General features: G+C 74.1%; 20 protein-coding genes. 5 read left to right on the top strand and 15 right to left on the bottom strand.

The window, feature by feature from the left end:
- Window positions 1–145: 145 nt before the first annotated feature.
- Complete coding sequence (locus tag AB0A74_RS21085; RefSeq protein WP_358251713.1) at window positions 146–1,840, bottom strand: serine/threonine-protein kinase; 1,695 nt, start codon at window positions 1,838–1,840, stop codon at window positions 146–148.
- A 105-nt stretch (window positions 1,841–1,945) separates the two neighbouring features.
- Here AB0A74_RS21085 and AB0A74_RS21080 point away from each other — a divergent pair, with 105 nt between their 5' ends.
- Window positions 1,946–2,701 carry a class I SAM-dependent methyltransferase gene (locus AB0A74_RS21080; protein ID WP_358251712.1) on the top strand — a complete coding sequence of 252 codons (756 nt, stop codon included), beginning with the start codon at window positions 1,946–1,948 and terminating at the stop codon, window positions 2,699–2,701.
- On the opposite strand, the gene AB0A74_RS21075 is transcribed toward AB0A74_RS21080, so the two are convergent.
- The 3 genes from AB0A74_RS21075 to AB0A74_RS21065 all read right to left on the bottom strand — a co-directional run bounded on the left by AB0A74_RS21075 (window position 2,685) and on the right by AB0A74_RS21065 (window position 5,407).
- Complete coding sequence (locus AB0A74_RS21075) at window positions 2,685–4,469, bottom strand: serine/threonine-protein kinase (RefSeq protein ID WP_358251711.1); 1,785 nt, start codon at window positions 4,467–4,469, stop codon at window positions 2,685–2,687. The genes AB0A74_RS21080 and AB0A74_RS21075 overlap by 17 nt on opposite strands.
- 34 nt (window positions 4,470–4,503) lie before the next feature.
- A complete protein-coding gene (locus AB0A74_RS21070; RefSeq protein ID WP_358251710.1) occupies window positions 4,504–4,860 on the bottom strand; it encodes an STAS domain-containing protein in 357 nt (118 codons plus the stop codon).
- A 163-nt stretch (window positions 4,861–5,023) separates the two neighbouring features.
- Window positions 5,024–5,407: an STAS domain-containing protein gene (locus AB0A74_RS21065; protein WP_358251709.1), complete on the bottom strand. Its 384-nt coding sequence runs from the start codon at window positions 5,405–5,407 to the stop codon at window positions 5,024–5,026.
- A 173-nt stretch (window positions 5,408–5,580) separates the two neighbouring features.
- On the opposite strand from AB0A74_RS21065, the gene AB0A74_RS21060 reads away from it, so the two are divergent.
- Complete coding sequence (locus tag AB0A74_RS21060; RefSeq protein WP_358251708.1) at window positions 5,581–5,778, top strand: hypothetical protein; 198 nt, start codon at window positions 5,581–5,583, stop codon at window positions 5,776–5,778.
- A 196-nt stretch (window positions 5,779–5,974) separates the two neighbouring features.
- Window positions 5,975–8,215, top strand: coding sequence for a catalase (locus AB0A74_RS21055; RefSeq protein ID WP_358251706.1), 2,241 nt, complete (start codon window positions 5,975–5,977; stop codon window positions 8,213–8,215).
- Here AB0A74_RS21055 and AB0A74_RS21050 read toward each other — a convergent pair.
- The 3 genes from AB0A74_RS21050 to AB0A74_RS21040 form a co-directional block, all read right to left on the bottom strand.
- Entirely contained in the window at window positions 8,174–9,073 is a 900-nt protein-coding gene (locus AB0A74_RS21050; RefSeq protein ID WP_358251705.1) for an isocitrate lyase/PEP mutase family protein, read from the bottom strand. The genes AB0A74_RS21055 and AB0A74_RS21050 overlap by 42 nt on opposite strands.
- Before the next feature lie 77 nt (window positions 9,074–9,150).
- Entirely contained in the window at window positions 9,151–10,398 is a 1,248-nt protein-coding gene (locus AB0A74_RS21045) for a DUF6596 domain-containing protein (RefSeq protein ID WP_358251726.1), read from the bottom strand.
- Entirely contained in the window at window positions 10,395–10,814 is a 420-nt protein-coding gene (locus AB0A74_RS21040; RefSeq protein WP_358251703.1) for a YciI family protein, read from the bottom strand. Before AB0A74_RS21040 ends, AB0A74_RS21045 begins: the two co-directional genes overlap by 4 nt.
- Window positions 10,815–10,947: 133 nt before the next feature.
- Between AB0A74_RS21040 and AB0A74_RS21035 the strand changes: the two genes are divergently transcribed.
- On the top strand, window positions 10,948–11,739 hold the full coding sequence (locus AB0A74_RS21035; protein ID WP_358251702.1) for an MBL fold metallo-hydrolase: 792 nt from the start codon (window positions 10,948–10,950) through the stop codon (window positions 11,737–11,739).
- Window positions 11,740–11,759: 20 nt separating this feature from the next.
- Here the strand turns inward: AB0A74_RS21035 and AB0A74_RS21030 are convergent, their stop codons facing one another.
- The 8 genes from AB0A74_RS21030 to AB0A74_RS20995 all read right to left on the bottom strand — a co-directional run bounded on the left by AB0A74_RS21030 (window position 11,760) and on the right by AB0A74_RS20995 (window position 17,407).
- Entirely contained in the window at window positions 11,760–11,906 is a 147-nt protein-coding gene (locus AB0A74_RS21030) for a DUF1059 domain-containing protein (protein ID WP_343933318.1), read from the bottom strand.
- Between the two features lie 133 nt (window positions 11,907–12,039).
- Complete coding sequence (locus AB0A74_RS21025) at window positions 12,040–13,293, bottom strand: hypothetical protein (protein WP_358251700.1); 1,254 nt, start codon at window positions 13,291–13,293, stop codon at window positions 12,040–12,042.
- Window positions 13,290–14,672, bottom strand: a complete 1,383-nt coding sequence (locus AB0A74_RS21020) for an alpha/beta hydrolase domain-containing protein (protein WP_358251698.1) — start codon at window positions 14,670–14,672, stop codon at window positions 13,290–13,292. Before AB0A74_RS21020 ends, AB0A74_RS21025 begins: the two co-directional genes overlap by 4 nt.
- Window positions 14,673–14,782: 110 nt before the next feature.
- Window positions 14,783–15,331 (bottom strand): QsdR family transcriptional regulator, encoded by a 549-nt coding sequence (locus AB0A74_RS21015; protein WP_358251696.1) that lies wholly within the window; start codon window positions 15,329–15,331, stop codon window positions 14,783–14,785.
- Window positions 15,332–15,345: 14 nt separating this feature from the next.
- A complete protein-coding gene (locus tag AB0A74_RS21010; RefSeq protein WP_358251694.1) occupies window positions 15,346–15,729 on the bottom strand; it encodes a DUF1330 domain-containing protein in 384 nt (127 codons plus the stop codon).
- Between the two features lie 94 nt (window positions 15,730–15,823).
- Window positions 15,824–16,561, bottom strand: coding sequence for an alpha/beta hydrolase (locus tag AB0A74_RS21005; protein WP_358251692.1), 738 nt, complete (start codon window positions 16,559–16,561; stop codon window positions 15,824–15,826).
- A 118-nt stretch (window positions 16,562–16,679) separates the two neighbouring features.
- The gene (locus tag AB0A74_RS21000; RefSeq protein ID WP_358251691.1) at window positions 16,680–16,880 is read right to left on the bottom strand and encodes a DUF2795 domain-containing protein; all 201 of its coding nucleotides are present in this window, start codon (window positions 16,878–16,880) and stop codon (window positions 16,680–16,682) included.
- Window positions 16,881–17,023: 143 nt separating this feature from the next.
- Entirely contained in the window at window positions 17,024–17,407 is a 384-nt protein-coding gene (locus tag AB0A74_RS20995) for a bacteriophage spanin2 family protein (RefSeq protein WP_358251689.1), read from the bottom strand.
- Between the two features lie 206 nt (window positions 17,408–17,613).
- Between AB0A74_RS20995 and AB0A74_RS20990 the strand changes: the two genes are divergently transcribed.
- Window positions 17,614–18,894 (top strand): serine/threonine-protein kinase, encoded by a 1,281-nt coding sequence (locus AB0A74_RS20990; RefSeq protein WP_358251687.1) that lies wholly within the window; start codon window positions 17,614–17,616, stop codon window positions 18,892–18,894.
- Window positions 18,895–18,915 lie beyond the last annotated feature (21 nt).

Here is an 18,915-nt window from a genome sequence, read left to right as displayed (position 1 = left end):
CCCAGTGGCGGCCCGACCCAGTGGCGGCCCGACCCAGTGGCGGCCCGACCCAGTGGCGGCCCGACCCAGTGGCGGCCCGACCCAGTGGCGGCCCGACCCAGTGGCGGCCCGGCTCGGCGGCGATCCGGCTCGGCGGTGGTCCGGATCAGCGGTGGTTCTGCGGGCCGGCGCTGTCCAGGCCGGCTTCGGAGGCCGCCTTCAGCACCTCGACGTCGTCGGGGTTGTCGTGGATGTCCACGTAGGTGGCGACCGTGTTGACGACGTACCGGTGGCGCGGCCCGGTCCACCCGTACAGCCGGCCCTCCTCGGAGGTGTCGCACGGCTCGGACCCGCGGCCGTCCTGCGGGCAGATGTAGCCGAGGTCGCCCGCCTGGAAGTCGTCCATCGCCGCGTAGACGTCGTCCGCGGTCGCCTTGTCCTTGAACGCGAACACCTTGATGCTGACCAGCAGCAGGCCGTCGTCGCTGACGTACGCGCCGGTCGTCGCGCCCAGGCAGTCGTGCTCGTCCAGGACGCGGCGGGCCTGGTCGGTCTGCGCCGGGGCGTAGCAGGTGACGTTGTCCGAGCCCGCCTCGAAGGTGAACGTGCGGCCGCCGGCGGTGAAGCCGGCGGCCAGCAGGGCGTTCGTGGTCTGCGGGGTGGTGTCGGTGTCCTGCTCGTCCAGGCTGCGCGGGTCGAAGCCCTGGGTCGTGGTGGTCGTCGGCGGGTCGTAGGTCGTGGTCGGCCGGTCGTCGGTGGTCGTCGTGCCGGTGGTGGGGAGCGCGCGGACCGCGGGTGCCGGGCCGCCGGTGAGGGAGCCGAGGATCTCGCTCGGGCCGATCACGACGACCGTGGCCACGGTGGCGAGGGCCAGCGCCGACCCGACCACGGCGGCGATGATCGACCCCTTGTCGCCGCCCCGCGCCGGGGGCGGCAGGCGCGGCTGGACCGCCGTGGCCTGGTAGGCGGACGGGTCGAACGCGACGAGGGCGGTGACCAGGTCGGGCGGCAGCCACGAGTCCGTCGTGAGCTGGACGGTCCGCCCGTGCGTCCGGGCGCGCGCGAACTCGACGACCTCGGCCGGTTCCGGCCGGTCGGCGGGGTCCTTGGCCAGGCAGCGCTCGACGACGGGCCGCAGGTCGGGCGGGCAGTCGGCGAGGTCCGGCGGCTCGTTGAGGATGCGGTAGAACAACGCGTCCGAGTTGCCCTCGCCGAACGCCGTGTGCCCGGTGGCGGCGAAGACGGCGAGCTGGCCGAGCGCGAACACGTCCGTGGCGCGGGTCGCGGGCTTGCCCCGCACCTGCTCCGGGGCCATCAGCGCCGGGGTGCCGACCTGGACGCCGGTGCGGGTCAGCGAGGTCGCGGCGGCGGCGTGGGCGATGCCGAAGTCGATCACCCGGGGGCCGTCGTCGGCGAGCAGCACGTTGGCCGGGGTGAGGTCGCGGTGCACCAGCCCGCAGGCGTGGATCGCCGACAGCCCTTCGGCGACCCCCGCGAGCAGTCGGAACACGGTGGGCAGCGGCAGGGGTCCGTGCTCGGCGACGGCCTGGCGCACCGAGGGGCCCGACACGTAGGAGGTGGCCAGCCACGGCACCGGGGCCTCGGTGTCGGCGTCCACGACGGTCGCGGTGTAGAGCCCCTGGACGCGGCGCGCGATGTCCACCTCCTGCCGGAACCGGCGGCGGAACTCCTCGTCCTCGGCGTGCTCGGCCCGGACGACCTTGATCGCCAGCGCCCGTCCGCCGGGCGTGAACGCCAGGTACACGCGCCCCATGCCGCCCACCCCGATGCGGGCGCGCAGCTCGTACCCGCCGACCGAGGCGGGGTCGTCGCCCGTGAGCGGCGCGAATCCGGCGGCCATCGTCGTTCCCCCCCAGTCCCGTTCCCGTCCGGAAGGTTAGTGATCACCGCGCCTTCGTCCGCACACGGTGTCCTCTTGCGGCCACGGATGCAGCAAGATCGATCCATGCGCCAAGAGGACATCTGGAACGCAGACGCCGCCGCGAGCTACGACACTCCGGGCACCGGCATGTTCGCCCCCGACGTGCTGGAGCCGGCCGTGGACCGGCTGGCCGAGCTGGCCGGTGGTGGCCGGGTGCTGGAGTTCGCCGTGGGGACGGGCCGGGTGGCGATCCCGTTGGCCGAGCGCGGCGTGCCGGTGACCGGGCTGGAACTGTCGCCGGACATGGTCGCCCGGTTGCGCGAGAAGGCCTCCGCCGAGGCGCTCCCGGTCGTGCTCGGCGACATGGCCACCACGGTGGTCCCGGGCGAGTTCTCGTTGGTGTACCTGGTCTACAACACGATCTCCAACCTCCAGACCCAGGACGAGCAGGTCGAGTGCTTCCGCAACGCCGCCCGCCACCTGGTGCCGGGCGGCCGGTTCGTCGTCGAGCTGTGGGTGCCGGAGTTGCGGGCCCTGCCGCCGGGTCGGGAGGCGACGGTGTGGCGCACCGAGCCCGGCTACATCGGCCTGGACACCTACGACGTGCTGAACCAACACGTGGTCTCCCACCACTTCCGGTTCGGCGACGACCACAACGCCACCCTGGCCCGGAGCCCGCACCGCTACATCTGGCCGGCGGAACTGGACCTGATGGCCCGCCTGGCGGGGTTCACCCTGGAGAGCAGGCACGCGGACTGGACCGGTGCCCCGTTCACCGCCGACTCCCGCTCGCACGTCTCGACCTACCGGCTCGGTGACGTGATCAGGACATCGCGGTGAGGACCATGCCGTTCCACCAGTAGCCGAGGCCGTCGAGCGCGTCCGGGGTGGTGGCGGTCGAGGAGCGCAGCACGCCGGTGGTGGTCGTGCGCGTGTCCACCCACCAGACCTGGCCGACGCCGTCGGCCACGAAGCAGGTGGTGAACTCGCCGGGCAGCGGGCCGCTGGTGTCGCGGTAGTAGAGCGCGTAGTGCGCCGGGCGGGTCTCCGGGCGGCACCCGCCGGACTCGTCCTCGCGCCCGATGCCGTGCGCGCCGACCAGGGCGAGGAAGTGCGCGTCCTGGGCGGCCCGGTCGGTGAAGAGGTGGAAGGTCGCCGAGTCCGGGGGCGGGAAGCGGAAGTGGCGGGAGTTCGCGCCCGAGCACGTGACGGTGGCGGCGATCCCTTGGCCGGTGGGCGGGGCGGGCGCGCAGGAGGGGTTGCCGCGGAACGTTTCGGGCAGGGAGGCCAGCAACTTCGAGGTCTGCGCGTCGATGGTCGGGGCGGTGGTCGTCGCCGCGGACGCCGAGCTGGTAGCCGCCGTTGTGGTGGCGGCGGCAGTGCCGGCGGCGGCGGTGGTGGCGGCGGTGGTGGCCGCCGTGCCGGTGTTCGACCCGGCCACCCGCTCACCCTTCCCCCAATCCACCGCCCAGCCCAAGACCACCGCGACCAACGCCAACGCCACGACACCCGCGACAACGGGCCCGACGAGCCCCGACCGCGCCCCGGAATTGTCGGTCCCCGGTGGGACGATGGAAGCGGGGGCCGGAGGCCGCGCCGAAGTCGGCGACGGCGAGAACGGCGAAGGCCGGCTGGGCGGCGAAGACCGGCCGGGCGGCGCGGATCGGCCGAGGGCAGCGGGCCGGCCGGCCCCGAGCCCGCCCTGCGCGGGCCGGCTCGGAGCCGGCTCGGGCCGGCTGGGAGTGGAAGGGGCCGGGGTGGTCGAAGGGCGGGCGGACGTGGCCGGACCAAGCGCGGCCGTCAGGGCGGCGGCTGCCGCGGTGGCGAGGGCACCGGCCGAAGGGTGGCGGTCGGCCGGGTCCTTGGCCATGCCGCGCCGGATCACCTCGTCCAGCGCCCGGGGCACCGCCGGGTTCACCACCGACGCCCCCGCCGGCACCTGCTGCATGTGCGCCCAGATCAACGCCGCCGCGCTGTCCGCCTCGAACGGCCGCACCCCGGTCACACACGCGTACAGCACGCACGCCAACGCGTAGACGTCCACCCGCCCGTCCACCGGACCGTCGCCGAACCGCTCCGGAGCCATGTAGTCCAACGTCCCCAGCACCGCGCCCGACGCGGTCAGGTCGCTCCCCGACGGCAGGACGCTCCGCGCGATGCCGAAGTCCACCAGGTAGACGAAGTCCTCGGGCGTGACGAGCACGTTGGACGGCTTCACGTCCCGGTGCACCAGACCGTCCGCATGCGCCGCGTCGAGAGCACCGGCCACCTGGCCCACCAGCCGCACCGCACGCGCCGGGTCCAGCGGCCCCTCGGCCGCCAGGACCTCCGCCAGGTCACGACCCTCGACCAGGCGCATGTCCAGGTACAGCCGGCCGTCGATCTCGCCGAACGCGTGGATCGGGATGACGTGCGGCTCGCGCAACCTGGCCGCGATGCGCGACTCCCGGCGGAACCGGGCCCGGAAGTCCGCGTCGTCGTCGTGCACGGGCGCGAGGCGCTTCAGCGCCACCACGCGGTCGTGCGCGGTGTCGTGCGCGCGGTGCACCTCGCCCATGCCGCCGCGTCCCAGCAGTTCCCCGACGCGGTAAGGCCCGAACTCCTCCACGCCTGGACCGACGCGCGCCGGCCCCGCCGGGTTCCTACCCTAGACCGGTCCGGCACTCCACGCGCGGCATCGACGCCACGGCGGACTCCGGGGTGGCGAACACGCTCACCACGACGAGCAGGTCCGTCACCTCCAACGGCCGCAGCACGGGCCGGTTGTCGGCCACCACGGCGAAGGCCACCCCGTGCGCCCGAGCCTCCTGGACCGCGCCGAGCAGCAACGAGATCCCGTTGGAGCCGAAGAAGGTCACCTCGCGCAAGTCGAGCACGACGCCCCGCGGTCGGGCGGTGATGCACGCCCGGACCTCGTCCTCGGGCACGGAGCACATGTCCAACTCGCCGGCCAGGCGCACGACGACGACACCGTCGATTTCGGAGGTCTCGGTTCTCAAAAAACTTGTGTTGTCCTGCACCGCTACACGCCTCCTGGCGTCGATGAGCGCTGGTGCAGGCTGTCTGCTCAACCCTCGGCCGGCCACGATCAGGGCCGGCTTGTCCCACTTGCTCCACCCAAACTACTCGCGATCAGCGGCGAACACCATGCCGCCGCGGGGATCAGGCGGTGGTCGGCGTGGCCAGCGCGGCCTCGGCCGCCTCCTCGACGTCCGCGCGCAGCACGAGCAGGTCGATGACGCCGGTCTCGGTGAGCGGGCGCAGCACCGCGCGCCGCTCGGTCGCGACGGCGAAGCCGATCCGGCGCGCCTCGGCGCGGTGGCGGACCTCGATCAGCAGGGACAGGCCGATGGACCCGAAGACGGTCACCCCGTCGAGGTCGAGGACCAGGGCCCGCGGGTCGGCGGCGAGCGCCTCCACGATCGCGGCCCGCAGGTCGTCGCAGGTCTCCATGTCGACTTCGCCGGTGACGTGGACGACGAGTGCGCCGCGACGCCATTCCGTCGTGGTGCCGACCTCGGCAGCGGTCTCGACCTGATCGCTCATAGTGACGCAATCATGCCACGGTGGTGCGTCCGTTCCGACGGGTGATCCACCGGCGGACGAGCTTGACCGGTGCCGAAAATACTGTGACCGGCGTCACGATTCCGGCTCGCCGACCCGGGGTACCCGTGGCATTCACGTACAGCCTCGTCCCCGTCACCACCGTAGGACCCTGCATGATCGACGCCCCAGGCCACGACGAGCCGGGCCCCGACCGCACCACCGCGGCGGCGCTGCCGGACGCCGGTGCCCTGGACCCGGACGAACCGGCCACACCGTCGCGGTTCCGCCGCCTGACCGTCCGGATCGAGGACTTCCAACGCCGCCTGGCCGAACACCGGACGCGGCTCGAACCCGACGAGCAGAAGCGGTGACCGCGCCCGCTCCGACTTCCCGGCCCAGACCCCGACCCGGCCGCCGGGCCACCCGACCCGCGCCTCCCGCGGTGCGAGCGTCCGCCCTGCGCCGTCGGTGACGGTGCGTGCTCCCGGTATCCCCCTGTTGGCGGCCTCACAAGCCGTGTAGGACGCGTGCCACGGGGTAGCCGCCGGGCGTACCGAGGGAGGGCAAGTGGACTCGAAGAACCCCGCCGAGATCGTCAAGAACGCCGTGGAGAAGGCCGTGGAGAAGGTGACCGACCTGGTCACCCCGGACGTCCCCGGCGCGCCCGGGAGCGAACCGCCGAGCCTGGAGGAGCCCACCGAACCCCGGGGGCCGCTCCCGCCCAAGGCCGACCAGGACGCGCCCGAGACCGTCACCCCCACCGGGGCCGAGACCGGCGCGCCCAAGACGGCCAACAGCCAGCAAGGCGCGTTCCTGACCACCGCGCAGGGCCTGCGGCTGTACGACACCGACCACTCGCTCAAGGCCGGGCCGCGCGGCCCGACGCTGCTGCAGGACCACCACCTGCGCGAGAAGATCATGCACTTCGACCACGAGCGCATCCCCGAGCGGGTGGTGCACGCGCGCGGCGCCGGGGCGCACGGTGTGTTCGTGGGCTACGGCTCCGCCACGAGCGTGTGCAAGGCGGGGTTCCTGCGCGAGGGCGTGAGCACGCCGGTGTTCGTGCGGTTCTCCACCGTCGTCGGCTCGCGCGGCTCGGCGGACACCGTGCGCGACACCCGCGGGTTCGCCACCAAGTTCTACACCGACGAGGGCACGTTCGACCTGGTGGGCAACAACATCCCGGTGTTCTTCATCCAGGACGGCATCAAGTTCCCGGACATCATCCACGCCGCCAAGCCGCACCCGGACCGCGAGATCCCGCAGGCGCAGAGCGCGCACGACACGTTCTGGGACTTCGTCTCCCTGCACACCGAGGCCACCCACCACGTCATGTGGCACATGTCCGACCGGGCCGTGCCGCGGTCCTACCGGACCATGGAGGGCTTCGGCGTCCACACGTTCCGGCTGGTCAACGACGCCGGTGAGACGTCGCTGGTGAAGTTCCACTGGAAGCCCAAGCAGGGCGTGCACTCGCTGCTGTGGGAAGAGGCGCAGCTGATCAACGGCATCGACCCGGACTTCCACCGGCGCGACCTGTACGACGCGATCGAGTCCGGCGCGTTCCCGCAGTGGGAGCTGGGCATCCAGGTCTTCCCGGACACGCCGGACCAGACGTTCGAGGGCATCGACCTGCTCGACTCGACCAAGATCGTGCCCGAGGAGCTCGCGCCGGTGCAGCCCATCGGGCTGCTGACCCTCAACCGCAACCCCACGAACTTCTTCGCCGAGTCCGAGCAGGTCGCCTTCCACGTGGGCCACCTGGTGCCGGGCATCGACGTGACCGACGACCCGCTGCTGCACGCCCGGCTGTTCTCCTACCTGGACACGCAGCTGACCCGGCTGGGCGGGCCGAACTTCCACCAGATCCCGATCAACCGGCCGCACGCGCCGGTCAACGACATGCTGCGCGACGGCTTCCACCAGGACGCGGTGCACGGCGGCGTCGCGCCGTACCGGCCCAACTCGCTCGACGGTGGCTGCCCGTTCCACGCCGGGGCCGCCGAGGGGGCGTTCGTCGAGGTGCCGCAGCGGGTCGCCGAGTCGGTGAAGGTCCGCGAGTCGCCGGCGTCGTTCGACGACCACTTCACCCAGCCCAGGCTGTTCTTCCAGAGCCTGAGCCCGGTGGAGCAGGAGCACGTGATCCGGGCGTTCACGTTCGAGCTGGGCAAGTGCTACGAGCAGGCGATCAAGGAGCGCGAGCTGCGGGTGCTGGCGCAGGTGGACGCGCGGCTGTGCGCGGAGGTCGCCGCCGGCCTGGGCCTGCCGGTGCCCGAGGTGGCCGCCGAGCTGCCCGCGGTGACGCCGAGCCCGGCGTTGTCGCAGCTCACGGGCACGTGGCCGGTGGAGGGCCGGATCGTGGGCATCGTGGTGGACGCCGACGACCCGGACGGCCTGGACGGCGTCCGCACGGCCCGCCTGGCCCTGCAGGCCGCCGGCACCGTGCCCCTGGTCATCGCCGCGCGCGGCGGGGACCTGGCCCACGGCCTGGTCGCCCAGCGCACGTTCCTCACGGCCCGCTCGGTCGAGTTCGACGCCCTCCTGCTGGCCGCCGCTCCCCCGCCCGCGCCCGACGCGCTGCCGGTGCGCGACGCGAAGGCCGGCGCGCCGGCGTCCGCGCTGGACCCGCGGGTGGCGTTGCTGGTGGAGGAGACCTACCGGCACGCGAAGGCGATCGGCGCGTGGGGCACCGGCACGTCGGTGATCGACAGCGGGCCCGGCGTGGTGACCGGCGACCCGACCGACGTGGTCCGCGACGTCCTGGCGCTACTCGGCCGGCACCGGGTGTGGGACCGCCTGGCCGCCTGACCCGGCTCCCCCGCCACGCGGCCCCGGAACCGCGTGGCGGGGCGCCAGGTTGTCCGCCAGGAGCGCCTGCGAGTCGGCGACCCCGATGGAGTCGGCCGGCAGCCGCCCGTCGTCGGCGCGCAGCCGGGCGAGGGCGTCCTCGATCGCGGTCTGGGCGGCGAACAGGCAGGGCGTGCTGTAGATCGCCACGCGCACGCCGAGCCCGCCCAGCTCGGTCAACGACAACGACGGCGACTTCCCGCCCGCGATCTGGTTGAACACCACCGGGACCGGCCGCGCCGCACCGACGACCCCGGCCAGCACGGCCACCGAGGGCACACCGTCGACCAGGACGGCGTCCGCCCCCGCCCGCGCGAACGCGCCCGCGCGCTCCAGCATCCCGTCCTCGTCGGTGGCGTCGGTGCGGGCTACCACGACCAGGTCGGACCGGGTGTCCAGCACGGCGTCGAGCTTGTCGAGGTAGTCGCGCAGCGGGAGCACCCGCTTGCCGCCCACGTGCCCGCACCGCCGGGGCCGGCTCTGGTCCTCCAGCACCACCCCGGACGCGCCGACGTGCTCCAGCGCCCGGACGACGTGCCGGGCCACCTCGACGTCGACGTACCCGTCGTCGATGTCGACCAGCAGGTGGTGCGCCGGGAAGGCCAGGCGCAGCCGGCGCACGAAGTCCACCACGTCGGGCCAGGCGATGAACCCGATGTCGGGCAACCCGTAGTGCGAGGCGGCGAGCCCCAACCCGGAGACGAACAACGCGTCGTGGTGCCGCGCGGCGACGGAGGCGGACAGCATGTCGAACACCCCGATGACCGGTGTGGCGCCGTCCCCGGCCACCACCTCGCGGAACGCTTGGCCGTAACGCACACCCCGAACCTGCCGGCCGTCACCACCGCGGTCGAGATCCCGGAAGACTGATCTTCACCCTCCAAGGAGGGACCCCGTCAGACCAGGTCGGCCAGCTTGCGCGTGAGCAGGCCGCGCTCGCGTTCGTTGCCGCACAGCTCGACCGCGCGGGTCAGTTCCTCCCGCGCCTCGCCCTTGCGGCCCAGCCGGGTGAGGAGTTCGCCGCGCACGCTCGGCAGCAGGTGCGACCCGGCGAAGGCGCCACCGGCCGCCAACCCGTCCACGATCGGCAGCGCCGCTCCGGGCCCCTGGGCCATCGACACCGCCACCGCGCGGTTGAGGTCCACCACCGGGGACGGGGCCAGGCGGCCCAGGGCCTCGTACAGCAGGACGACCCGCTCCCAGTCCGTCTCCCCGACCGACGGGGCGACGGCGTGGCACTCCGCGATCGCCGCCTGCACCCCGTACGCGCCCAGGCCCCGCCCGACCTGCTCCGCCCGCGCCAACGCCGCCCGCCCGCGGACGATCGCCGACCGGTCCCACCGCCGCCGGTCCTGGTGTTCGAGCAGGACCGGCGTGCCGTCGGGGGCCGTCCGGGCCGGGAAGCGGGCCGCCGTCAGCTCCAGCAGCGCCAGCAGGCCGTGGACCTCCGGCTCGTCGGGCACCAGGTGGGCCAGGACGCGGGCCAGGCGGCGGGCCTCCCCGGCCAGGTCGAAGCGGATCAGGTCGTCGCCCGAGGTCGCCGTCGACCCCTCGGTGAAGATGACGTAGACCGCGCTGAGCACCGACCCCAGCCGCGCCCGCCGGTCCTCCGGCGAGGGCACCTCGAACGGCACCCGCGCCGCGCCCAGCGCCTTCTTCGCGCGGGTGATGCGGGCCTGGACGGTCGCGGTCGGGACCAGGAACGCCCGTGCGATCTCGTCGCTGGTCAGACCGCCGACGACGCGCAGCGTCAGCGCCACCCGCGCCTCCCGGGACAGCACCGGGTGGCACGAGATGAACATCAGCGCCAGCACGTCGTCGTCGATCTGGTCGGGGTCCCACTCGCCCGCGTCCACCACGCCCTCGCCCAGGTCGCGGGCGAGGGCGGCGTACCGGTCGTCGGCGGTGGCCCGCCGGCGGAACGCGTCGATCGCGCGCCGCCGGCCCACCGTCAGCAGCCAGCCCGCCGGGTTGGTCGGCACGCCGTCGCGCGGCCAGGTCACCAGGGCCTCGGCGAACGCCTCCTGGGCCAGGTCCTCGGCCAGCGCGAAGTCGCCGGTGTGGCGCGCCAGCGCGCCGACGATCCGCGCCGACTCGATCCGCCAGACCGCGGCGACCGCCGCCCGCCCGGTCGGGTCGCTCAGAGCTGCCCGGTCGCCTCGCGCCACGCCCGCTCCTTCTTGATCCACTCGTTGTCCTGCGGGAACTCGTCGATCGTCGGCACCCGCCGGATCTCGGTCTTGAACCCGGGACCCTGGATCGGCAGCCGCTTCGCCCACTCGACGGCCTCCTCCTTGGACGCGACGTTGAGGATGTAGAACCCGCCGAACAGCTCCTTCGTCTCGCCGTACGGCCCGTCGGTGACCACGGGCGGCTCGGACGAGTAGTCCACCACGACCCCCTCGGCCGCGTCCTCCAGCCCCTCGGCGGCGACCAGCACCCCGGCCCGGACCAGCTCGTCGTTGAACCGGCCGACGGTGTCCAGCACCTCGGCGAAGTCCCGCTCGGCCATCCCCGCGAAGGCCTCGTCGGTCGCCCGCATGATCAGCATGTACTTCATGGTCGTCACTCCCGCGTTCCGGATCCCGCTGCCCGGGACCCTCTCACCACCCGGTCGAACGGGCGAGGGCGGGGATCGACACGGCGGCGGAACTTTTTCCAAGATCTTTTCGCCGTGTGCTTGGGTGGGCCTCATGGGGAAGTGGATCGAGGTCGCCGACGGCGTGCTGGTGCGCCGGTACGCGGAGCTGGACCTGTCCGTCGGGCTCGTGGTCGGCGACGAGTCGTGCCTGGTCGTGGACACCGGCGGGGACGCCGGGCAGGGCGCGGAGCTGGCCGCCGCGGTGCGGGGGGTGACCGACCGGCCGTGGCGGGTGGTGCTGACCCACTCGCACTTCGACCACAGCTTCGGCACCGAGGTGTTCGCCCCGTGCGAGGTGTGGGCGCACCGGCGGTGCCACGACGACCTGGTGGCGACCGGGGCCGAGCAGCGCGACAAGTGGGCCCGGCACTACCGCGAGCGCGGCGAGGCGGAGGTGGGCGACCGCATCGCGGCCGTGCGGCTGGTGCCGCCCGACCGCCTGGTCGAGGACCGCGCGGACCTCGACCTGGGCGGCCGGCGCGTCGAGCTGCGGCACTTCGGTCCGGCGCACTCCGACCACGACCTGGTCGTGCACGTGCCGGACGCGGGCGCGGTCTTCGCCGGCGACCTGGTGGAGCAGGGCGCGCCGCCCCAGTTCGGCGACGCGTTCCCGCAGGGCTGGCCCGCCGCGCTGGACGGCATCCTCGCGCTGGACGCGCCGATCGTGCTGCCCGGCCACGGCGAACCGGTGGACCGCGACTTCGTCCGCGCCCAACGCGCCGACCTGGCGGCGGTGGCGCGGCTGTGCCGCGAGGTCGCGGGCGGGGCGCTCACGCCGGCCCAGGCCGTGGAGCGCTCCCCGTACCCGGAGGACTTCACCCTGTCGGCCCTCAGCAGGCCGTGAACGCTGTCGGCCCGGAGCGCTCAGTAGGCCATGAACAGGATCTGGTCGCGCGAGTACTCGTGACCCGGGTGGTTCTCGCGCAGGTGCTCCTGGGTCTTCTCGACCAGGTCGTCCTCGTTCTCGCCGACGATCCGCTCGCCGCACGGGCAGGAGATGTTCTTCTTCATCGTCAAAACCCCCTAGGTGATCTCCTGGCCCGACTCTACCGCGCCGGGCGGCCGGGCCGGGTCTCCCGAAGTGCGGGGTTACCGGCCGGTGGGCGGGCGGTGGCGGCGCGACGGCGAGCTGTTCCGGCCGCGTCTACGTGTGCCGCAGGTCCAGGTAGTCCTTGAACTGCACGGTCACCGCGTGGGCGTCCGACGGCCAGTTCCGCACCACCACCGTGCGGGACCCGCCGGTGCCCCGCGCGTGCTGGGTGACCCGGATCGGGGCGGCCGGCGCGGTGGCCAGGTGGGTGTCGGTGGCGGTCAGGAACGGCAGGCTCGCGAACGGCGGCAGCGCCACGCCCGGCGCCGACACCCCGTCGCAGCCGTCGTCGAACGCGAACGCCGCCAGCACCTGCCGCTGCTTCGGCGCGGCGGCGGGCGCGAGGACGTCGGTCCCGTCGTACTCCAGCCGGTCCTCGCCCGACCACCACTCCCGGTTGCGCACCACCGTGACGGCCGTGTGCGTCGGGCAGCGGTCCACCTGGTCGCCGATGCCGCCCGGCTTGGACACCTGGAGGCGCAGGAACCGGTCCGAGCGCTCGAACGGCTCGAAGTAGAAGTGGTGGGTCAGCTCGCCCTCGCGCAGCAACTCGAACTCGTAGTGCTTGCGCGGATCGGCCAACAGCGGGCCGAACGCGCCGTCGGCGGCCGTGGTGGTCGTCCGGGGCGAGCCGACGCGGACGCCGTTCACCACCTCCCACACCTTCAGGACGCCCGGCACGCCTTCGTTCTGCGGGAAGAACGTGACCCGGCCGGCGATCCGCACGACCGGTTCGGGCAGCACCAGCGTGGTGTAGGCGTCCCGGCCGCGCAGGAACCGGTGCATGTGGGCGAACCCGGCGGCGGACGTGGTGGTCTCGGTGTGCCCCAGGGAGGTCAGGTGGACGTTGGTCGCGCCGCCGATCGAGCCGTTGGGCTGCGCGCTCCCCCACAGCGCCAGCGTCGGCACCCCGCCCGGCAGGGCGGCGCTGGACCGGCCGTCCACGTTCACGTACCGCCGCACGCCGGCCGCGCGCTCGGGGGTCGCCAGGTAGGCGTGCATGACGGTCGTGCCGCGGGAGTGCGCGACGACGTCCACTGTGGACGAACGGGTGCGGGCGCGGACACCCGCCAGGAACACGTCCAGGTCGGCGATCGCCCGGTCGTTGGTGGGCACGCTCGTGTCGTATTCGAAGACGTGCAGCAGGTGGTCCGGATAACCGTTGCCGGAGAACCGCTTCGCGTTGGACTGCCATTGTTGCGCGGAACCCTGGTGGCCGTGCACGAACACCACCGGCGTGAGCGCGTCGGCCCGCGCGGGGACCGTGAGCAGGGTCAGCAGCAGGCCGACGGCTAGTGCGAGCTTCATCGGGTCACCTCTCGCAGGTTGGCCCGTGCGTCGGCGGGCAGCAGGTAGCCGGCGCGGACGTTCGCCGCGTCGGTCGTGACGACCCGGTGGACGTGGTGGCCGTGGGTCGGGTAGAGGCGCTTGAGGGTGTCGGCGTCGAACGGGACGTGGGTGCCGAACAGGCGGCAGAACGTCTCACCGCTGTTGTCCCCGGTGTTCAGCGCGCGGGGCGCGGCGACCTGGGACAGCCGGATGCCGCCCAGCGCCAGGCCCAGCGCGTCACGCTTCTTGGTGACGCCGTCGGCCTCGAACTCCAGCGGCGGCGCGGTGGGCGGCGGGGTGCCCCGTTCGACCCAGCGGCGCAGGTGGTCGTAGGCGGCGGCGGTGACGTGGTGCATCGGGACGCGGCTGAACGGCGGCCGGTCGCACCGGTAGGTCGGGGCCGCGCCCAGGTCGCGCTCGGAGATCGGCGCCCGGTAGACCTGCCCGTGGTGGCCGGAGTGCGCCGCGCCCGCCACCTCCCAGCGGCGGAACCGGTCCGTGTCGGCCGGGCGTCGCGGCGAACGCACGTCGGTCTCGGACATCAGCTGGAACACCGGTTCCGCGCCGGCGCGGGTCGGCGCGGGGCCGACGACGAACGCGTACCCGTCGAACACCGGCTCTTGTTGCGGCAGGACCCGGTCGTACAGGACGGTCATGCGCGCGGCGGACTGGGAGGCGCCGATGGCGAGCAGCGTCTTGACGCCCTTGACCAGCCGCCCGTCCGCGACCGCCCGGCCGGCCCGGGTGAACACGTCGTAGGACAACTCGTCGGCGGTGAACCGGCCGCCGCCGGTGACGTCGAGCCGGCCGTAGCGGGCCGGGCTCCACGTGCGCAGCTGCTCGACGCCGACCCGTTGGGCGGAGACGCCGACCCAGGCGTACCCGGCGCGGGTGACCTGCTCGGCGTTCCACAGGGCGTCGAGGTCGTACCCGGCGGTGACGTTCTGCCACTCGACCAGGGCGGTGCCGTTGAAGTCCCCGGCGTGGACGGGCCTGCGGACGATGACCCGGGTGGTGAAGGGGACGTCGGCGGCGACCTTGGTCCCGTCCGGGGCGAAGCCGTCGGCGTGGCCGGACAGGTGGAACTCCTGCTCGACGTACCCGGGGAGCGCGGTCGGGGCGGCGAAGAACGGGTAGGTGTCCTCGATGCGGTCGGCGCGCGGGTCGCCGGGCAGGGTGCCGGGCAGCGGTCCGGTGACGTCGGTGGCGGCTCTGGCGGCGAGTGCGGCGGCGGTGGCGGGTGCAGCGGCGGTGGCCGGCGCGGTCGCGGCGGGCGCGGGCGTGGCGGCGGCCGGGGTGGGTGCGGGGAAGAGCAGGGCCAGGGCCAGCGCGAGCGGGCCGGCGTGGCGGAGCGGCATTCTCGACTCCCACGGCTTTCCGGCGACGGGGGGCGATCGCCGAAGCTAGCGAGGAGCCATCGCCGCACACCAGGACGCGCGGCGATCGTGAGACGGCCGTCGCACGTTCTTCACGCCAGCAGCGACCGGGCGGCGCGCTCGGCCAGGTGGAGGTCCACGGGCGCGCCGCCGAGCAGTTCGGCGTACAGCACCGACTCCACCAGCCTGACGTAGAGGTAGGCCGCCTGGTCGAGTTCGCCCGGCGGCCACGGCTTGACGCTCCTGAGGATGTCGCGCTGCGCCGCCACGGCCCTGCGGTGGACGTCGTGCAGCAGGACGCGGGCGGCGGTGCCCGGTTCGCGGCACAGGAACCGGCGGAAGGGCGCGGCGGAGTTCACCTGCGCCACGAACTCGCGGGTGACCCGGAGAACGCCGTCCACCCCGCCGGCCGCCCCGCCGTCCGCGCACCGCCGCCGCGCCCGTTCCAGGACCCGGCCGCCGAGCGTCCACAGCGCGTCCGCCAACAGCCCGTCGCGGCTGTGCGCGACCCGGTAGAGCGTGGCCCGACTGACCGCGAGGCCCGCCGCGAGCGCAGCCATGTCCACCGACCCGTGCCGCACGAAGAACCGGCACGCGCCGCGCACCACCTGCTCGCGGCTGACCACCCGCCGAGCCCCCACCGGCCCCGCCCCGGTCACCGCTGGGCGAACGACCCGGACAGCGGCGTGGTGGCCTGCAGGACGGCCTCGGTCAGCGCTTCCGTGCGCAACCGGGTGACCTCCTGGTACTCCGGGTCCGCGACCATCCGGCTGAACGCCGCCCGGTCGGGGTAGCGGACCAGCAGGACCGCGTCCCAGCTCTGGCCGTCCTCGGCCACCAGGGCCGTCGAGCCGGTTCCGGCGTAGAGGACCTCCGCGCCGTACCGCGGCAGGAACGTCTCGCGGAGGTGGCGCGCGTACTCGTCGTAGGCCTCCCGGCCGCCCTCGGCGAACCTGAGCAGGTTCAGCATCACGACCGGCCCACCGGGGTCCTCCCGCACCAGCCGCTTGAGGTCCGCGCCCCTGGGATCGACCGCCACGTGCCACCTCCCGTACCCGCCGCCTGAACCGTTCGGGCGACCCCCGAGCATGCCACCTCCACGGCGCGCCGCCATCGGTGTCATCGCCTGCGGGTCACAGGAGGGACCGGGCGACGGTGGCCAGTTCGTCCGGTGCGGAGTAGTTGAGGGCGTGCGCGCCGGGCACCTCGGCGAACCGGCCGTTCGGCAGCAGCGCCGCGACTTCCCGCGCCCACGGGCGCGGCACGATCGGGTCACGGCTGCCGCGCACGACCACGGTCGGGGTCCGGACGTGGTGCAGTTTGCGCTCCACCGGGTCGGCGAGCAGGTGGCGCAGGGTCGCGGCCATGCGTACCGGTCCGGCCTTGAGGTAATCGCGGGTCGCCACGAGGCTCAGCGACGGGCGTTCCCGCGGGGCGTCGGCGAGCAGCCGCAGCACCTGGCGCCACGCGGTGCGCGCGTGCCGGTCCATCGTGGGGCCGGCGAGCACGGCGGGGCCGAGCAGGTCGGGCGAGTGCACGGCGAGGTCCACCACCACCTGGCAGCCGGCGGAGTTCGCGATCAGCAGCGCCCCGCCCCGGTTCGTCGCCCGCAACCAACCCGCCAACGCCAGCGACAACCCCCGCACGTCCAGTGCCTCCCGCGGCCCGCGCGTGCGGCCGAACCCCGGCAGGTCCACGACGGCCACCCGGGCCACCGGCGCGAGCCGACGCGCCAGCGGCAGGAAGTAGCGGTGCGAACAACCCAACCCCGGCACGCACACGACGTCGGGCGCACCATCCGGGCCGAGGACCGCCGCGTGCACCCGCGTCCCGGCGACGACCGTGTGCTCGGCGCGGGTCACCTCCGCCATCGGCGCACCGCCGCCGTCCGGCGGGCCGACCGCGACCTCCCGCCGAGATCCTTGATCCGCATGCCGAGGGCGTACCCGCACGCGTCCCACCCACACACCGGCCGGCGGCGCGGAGCCGTCAGGAACCGCCGTCGCCCAGGGTGACCGCCCGGAACACCTCGTCCAGGTCGGCGTACTCGGCCCGCGCGATCTCCCGCAGCGCCTGCACGGCCGTCGGGTCGCCCTTGCGGATGGCCGCGTCGAGCAGGTCGTTCTTGGTGGCCGGGAACGCGACCTCCGCCAGCGTCGCCCGCAGCACGTCCCGCGTGGTCTCGGCCATCGCTCCTCCAGTCGGTCGTCGGCGCGCCTGGTCCACGAGCCGTCGTACGGCGCGGTACCCCCGGACCCGGGGCGGAAACCGACCGCCACCCGATGGAGTGACGGCGCACGCGGACCAACGCGGGCCGCTCGTGGCCTCGGGACTCAGCCCGCGCAGGCGCTGGTCAACGCCGCCACCTGGTCGGCCTTGCGCGCCAACCACGCGGCCGGCTGACCGATCAGGTCCTCGACCGTCACATCGCGCAACGTGGCCGCCAAGCCGGTGATCGCCTCGTTGACGGTGGTGTCGGCGGCGGTCGCGGCGAGGTCGGTCAGCGAGGTCGCGGCGGCGTGCGCCTGGTCCACGGCCTGTTGGGGCGAGGCCGGGTCGAAGGCGGCCGTGGCCTGGGACAGCGCCTGCGCGCACACCTGCACGGTGGTGGCGGTGTCGGCGATCGCGGACGCGGTCTGGGCGGCTTCCTGCGCGGCGCCGCAGCCGCTCACGACGGCGACCAGGGCGACAGCGGACAGGGCGACGGGAACGCGCATCAGGACTCCTCCGGCTCGTGTGGCCAGAGGTCTCCCCGACCAGCGCCGAAAGCACTGGCGTCGTGACCGAGCCGCTGCCGAGCGGCCGTAGTGACGATCACGAACCGGGCGGGTACTCCCCTCCGCACCACCAGGATGCCGTGATCACGGCGCCCGCGTCAAACAGGGCTGGTCGCGGGCCCGCGCGGCGAAGTAATTTCTGCGCTGTGCCGGAGCACGACGAGGTGATCGCGGGGCGGTACCGCCTGCAGGCGCAGGTGGGCCGGGGTGCCGCCGGCGTGGTGTGGCGCGCCCGCGACGAGCGGCTGGACCGCGTGGTGGCGTTGAAGTTCCTGACCTCCGGCGACGTCGAGCGGGTGGTCCGGGAGGGCCGGGTCGCGGCCCGGCTGCGCCACCCGCACGCCATCAGCGTCCACGACGTGATCGACCACGGCGGCCGGCCGTGCCTGGTGCTGGAGTACCTGCCGTCGAGGACCCTGGCCGACCTGACCGACGCGGGCCCGCTGCCGGAGTCCCTGGTGGCCGGCGTGGGCTGGCAGGTCGCCTCGGCCCTGGCCGCCGCCCACGCCGCCGGGATCGTGCACCGGGACGTGTCCCCCTTCAACATCCTGCTCACCGACGACGGCACGGCGAAGATCGCCGACTTCGGCATCGCCCGCGCGATCGGCGAGGGGACCGTGACCGATGGGAAGGCCGTCGTCGGCACCCCCGCGTTCTGGGCCCCGGAGGTCGCGGCCGGCGCGGGCGCGGTGTTCGCCTCGGACGTGTACTCGCTGGGCGCCGTCCTCCACGCCGCCCTGGAGGGACGTCCGCCGACCGCGGAACCGGGCGGGGACGGCCTGTTGGCGGAGGTGCTGGCCCTGGCGCTGCGACGCGACCCGGCGGAACGCCCCACGATGGCCGACTTCTGCGCCCTGCTGGACGCGGTCGTCGCCGAACGCCCCGCCCAGACCCGGGTCCTGGACGAACCCACCGAGACCCCGCCGCGTCGGGCGTGGCGCAGGACCACGGCGCTGGCGGCAGCCGCCGTGCTCGTGGCAGCCGGCATCACCATCGGCCTCTACCTGCGAACCGACGAAACCCCCGCCGCCACCCCCACCGCGCAGGAAACCACGACACCGCAACCAACCGCGACCACCACCACGGCCCCGACCACCACCCCGACCGCAGCCGCGGCCCCACCCCCGCCCGACTGCACCGCCCGCTTCAAGGTGACCAACTCCTGGCCCGGCGGCTACCAGGCCGAGATCACCGTGCGGAACGCCCGCGACAGCGCCCTGCGCAACTGGACCGTCACCTGGCCCCGCGAAGCCGGGCACGTGATCAGCAACCTGTGGAACGGCGCCGTCACCGCCGCCGCCGACTCGATCACCGTCACGAACCTCTCCCACAACGCCCGCCTGCCCGTGGCCGGCTCCACGACCTTCGGCTTCACCGCCAACGGCCCGTTCACCCGCGACCCGGCCGTCACCTGCGAATCCGACTAGCCCGTCGGTGGTGGAGCGGCT

Source organism: Saccharothrix sp. NPDC042600, assembly GCF_040647305.1.
GTDB classification, from domain to species: Bacteria; Actinomycetota; Actinomycetes; order Mycobacteriales; family Pseudonocardiaceae; genus Actinosynnema; species Actinosynnema mutabilis.
Note: the sequence above shows the minus strand (reverse complement) of the source record. Positions and strands in the feature narration are given on the sequence as shown.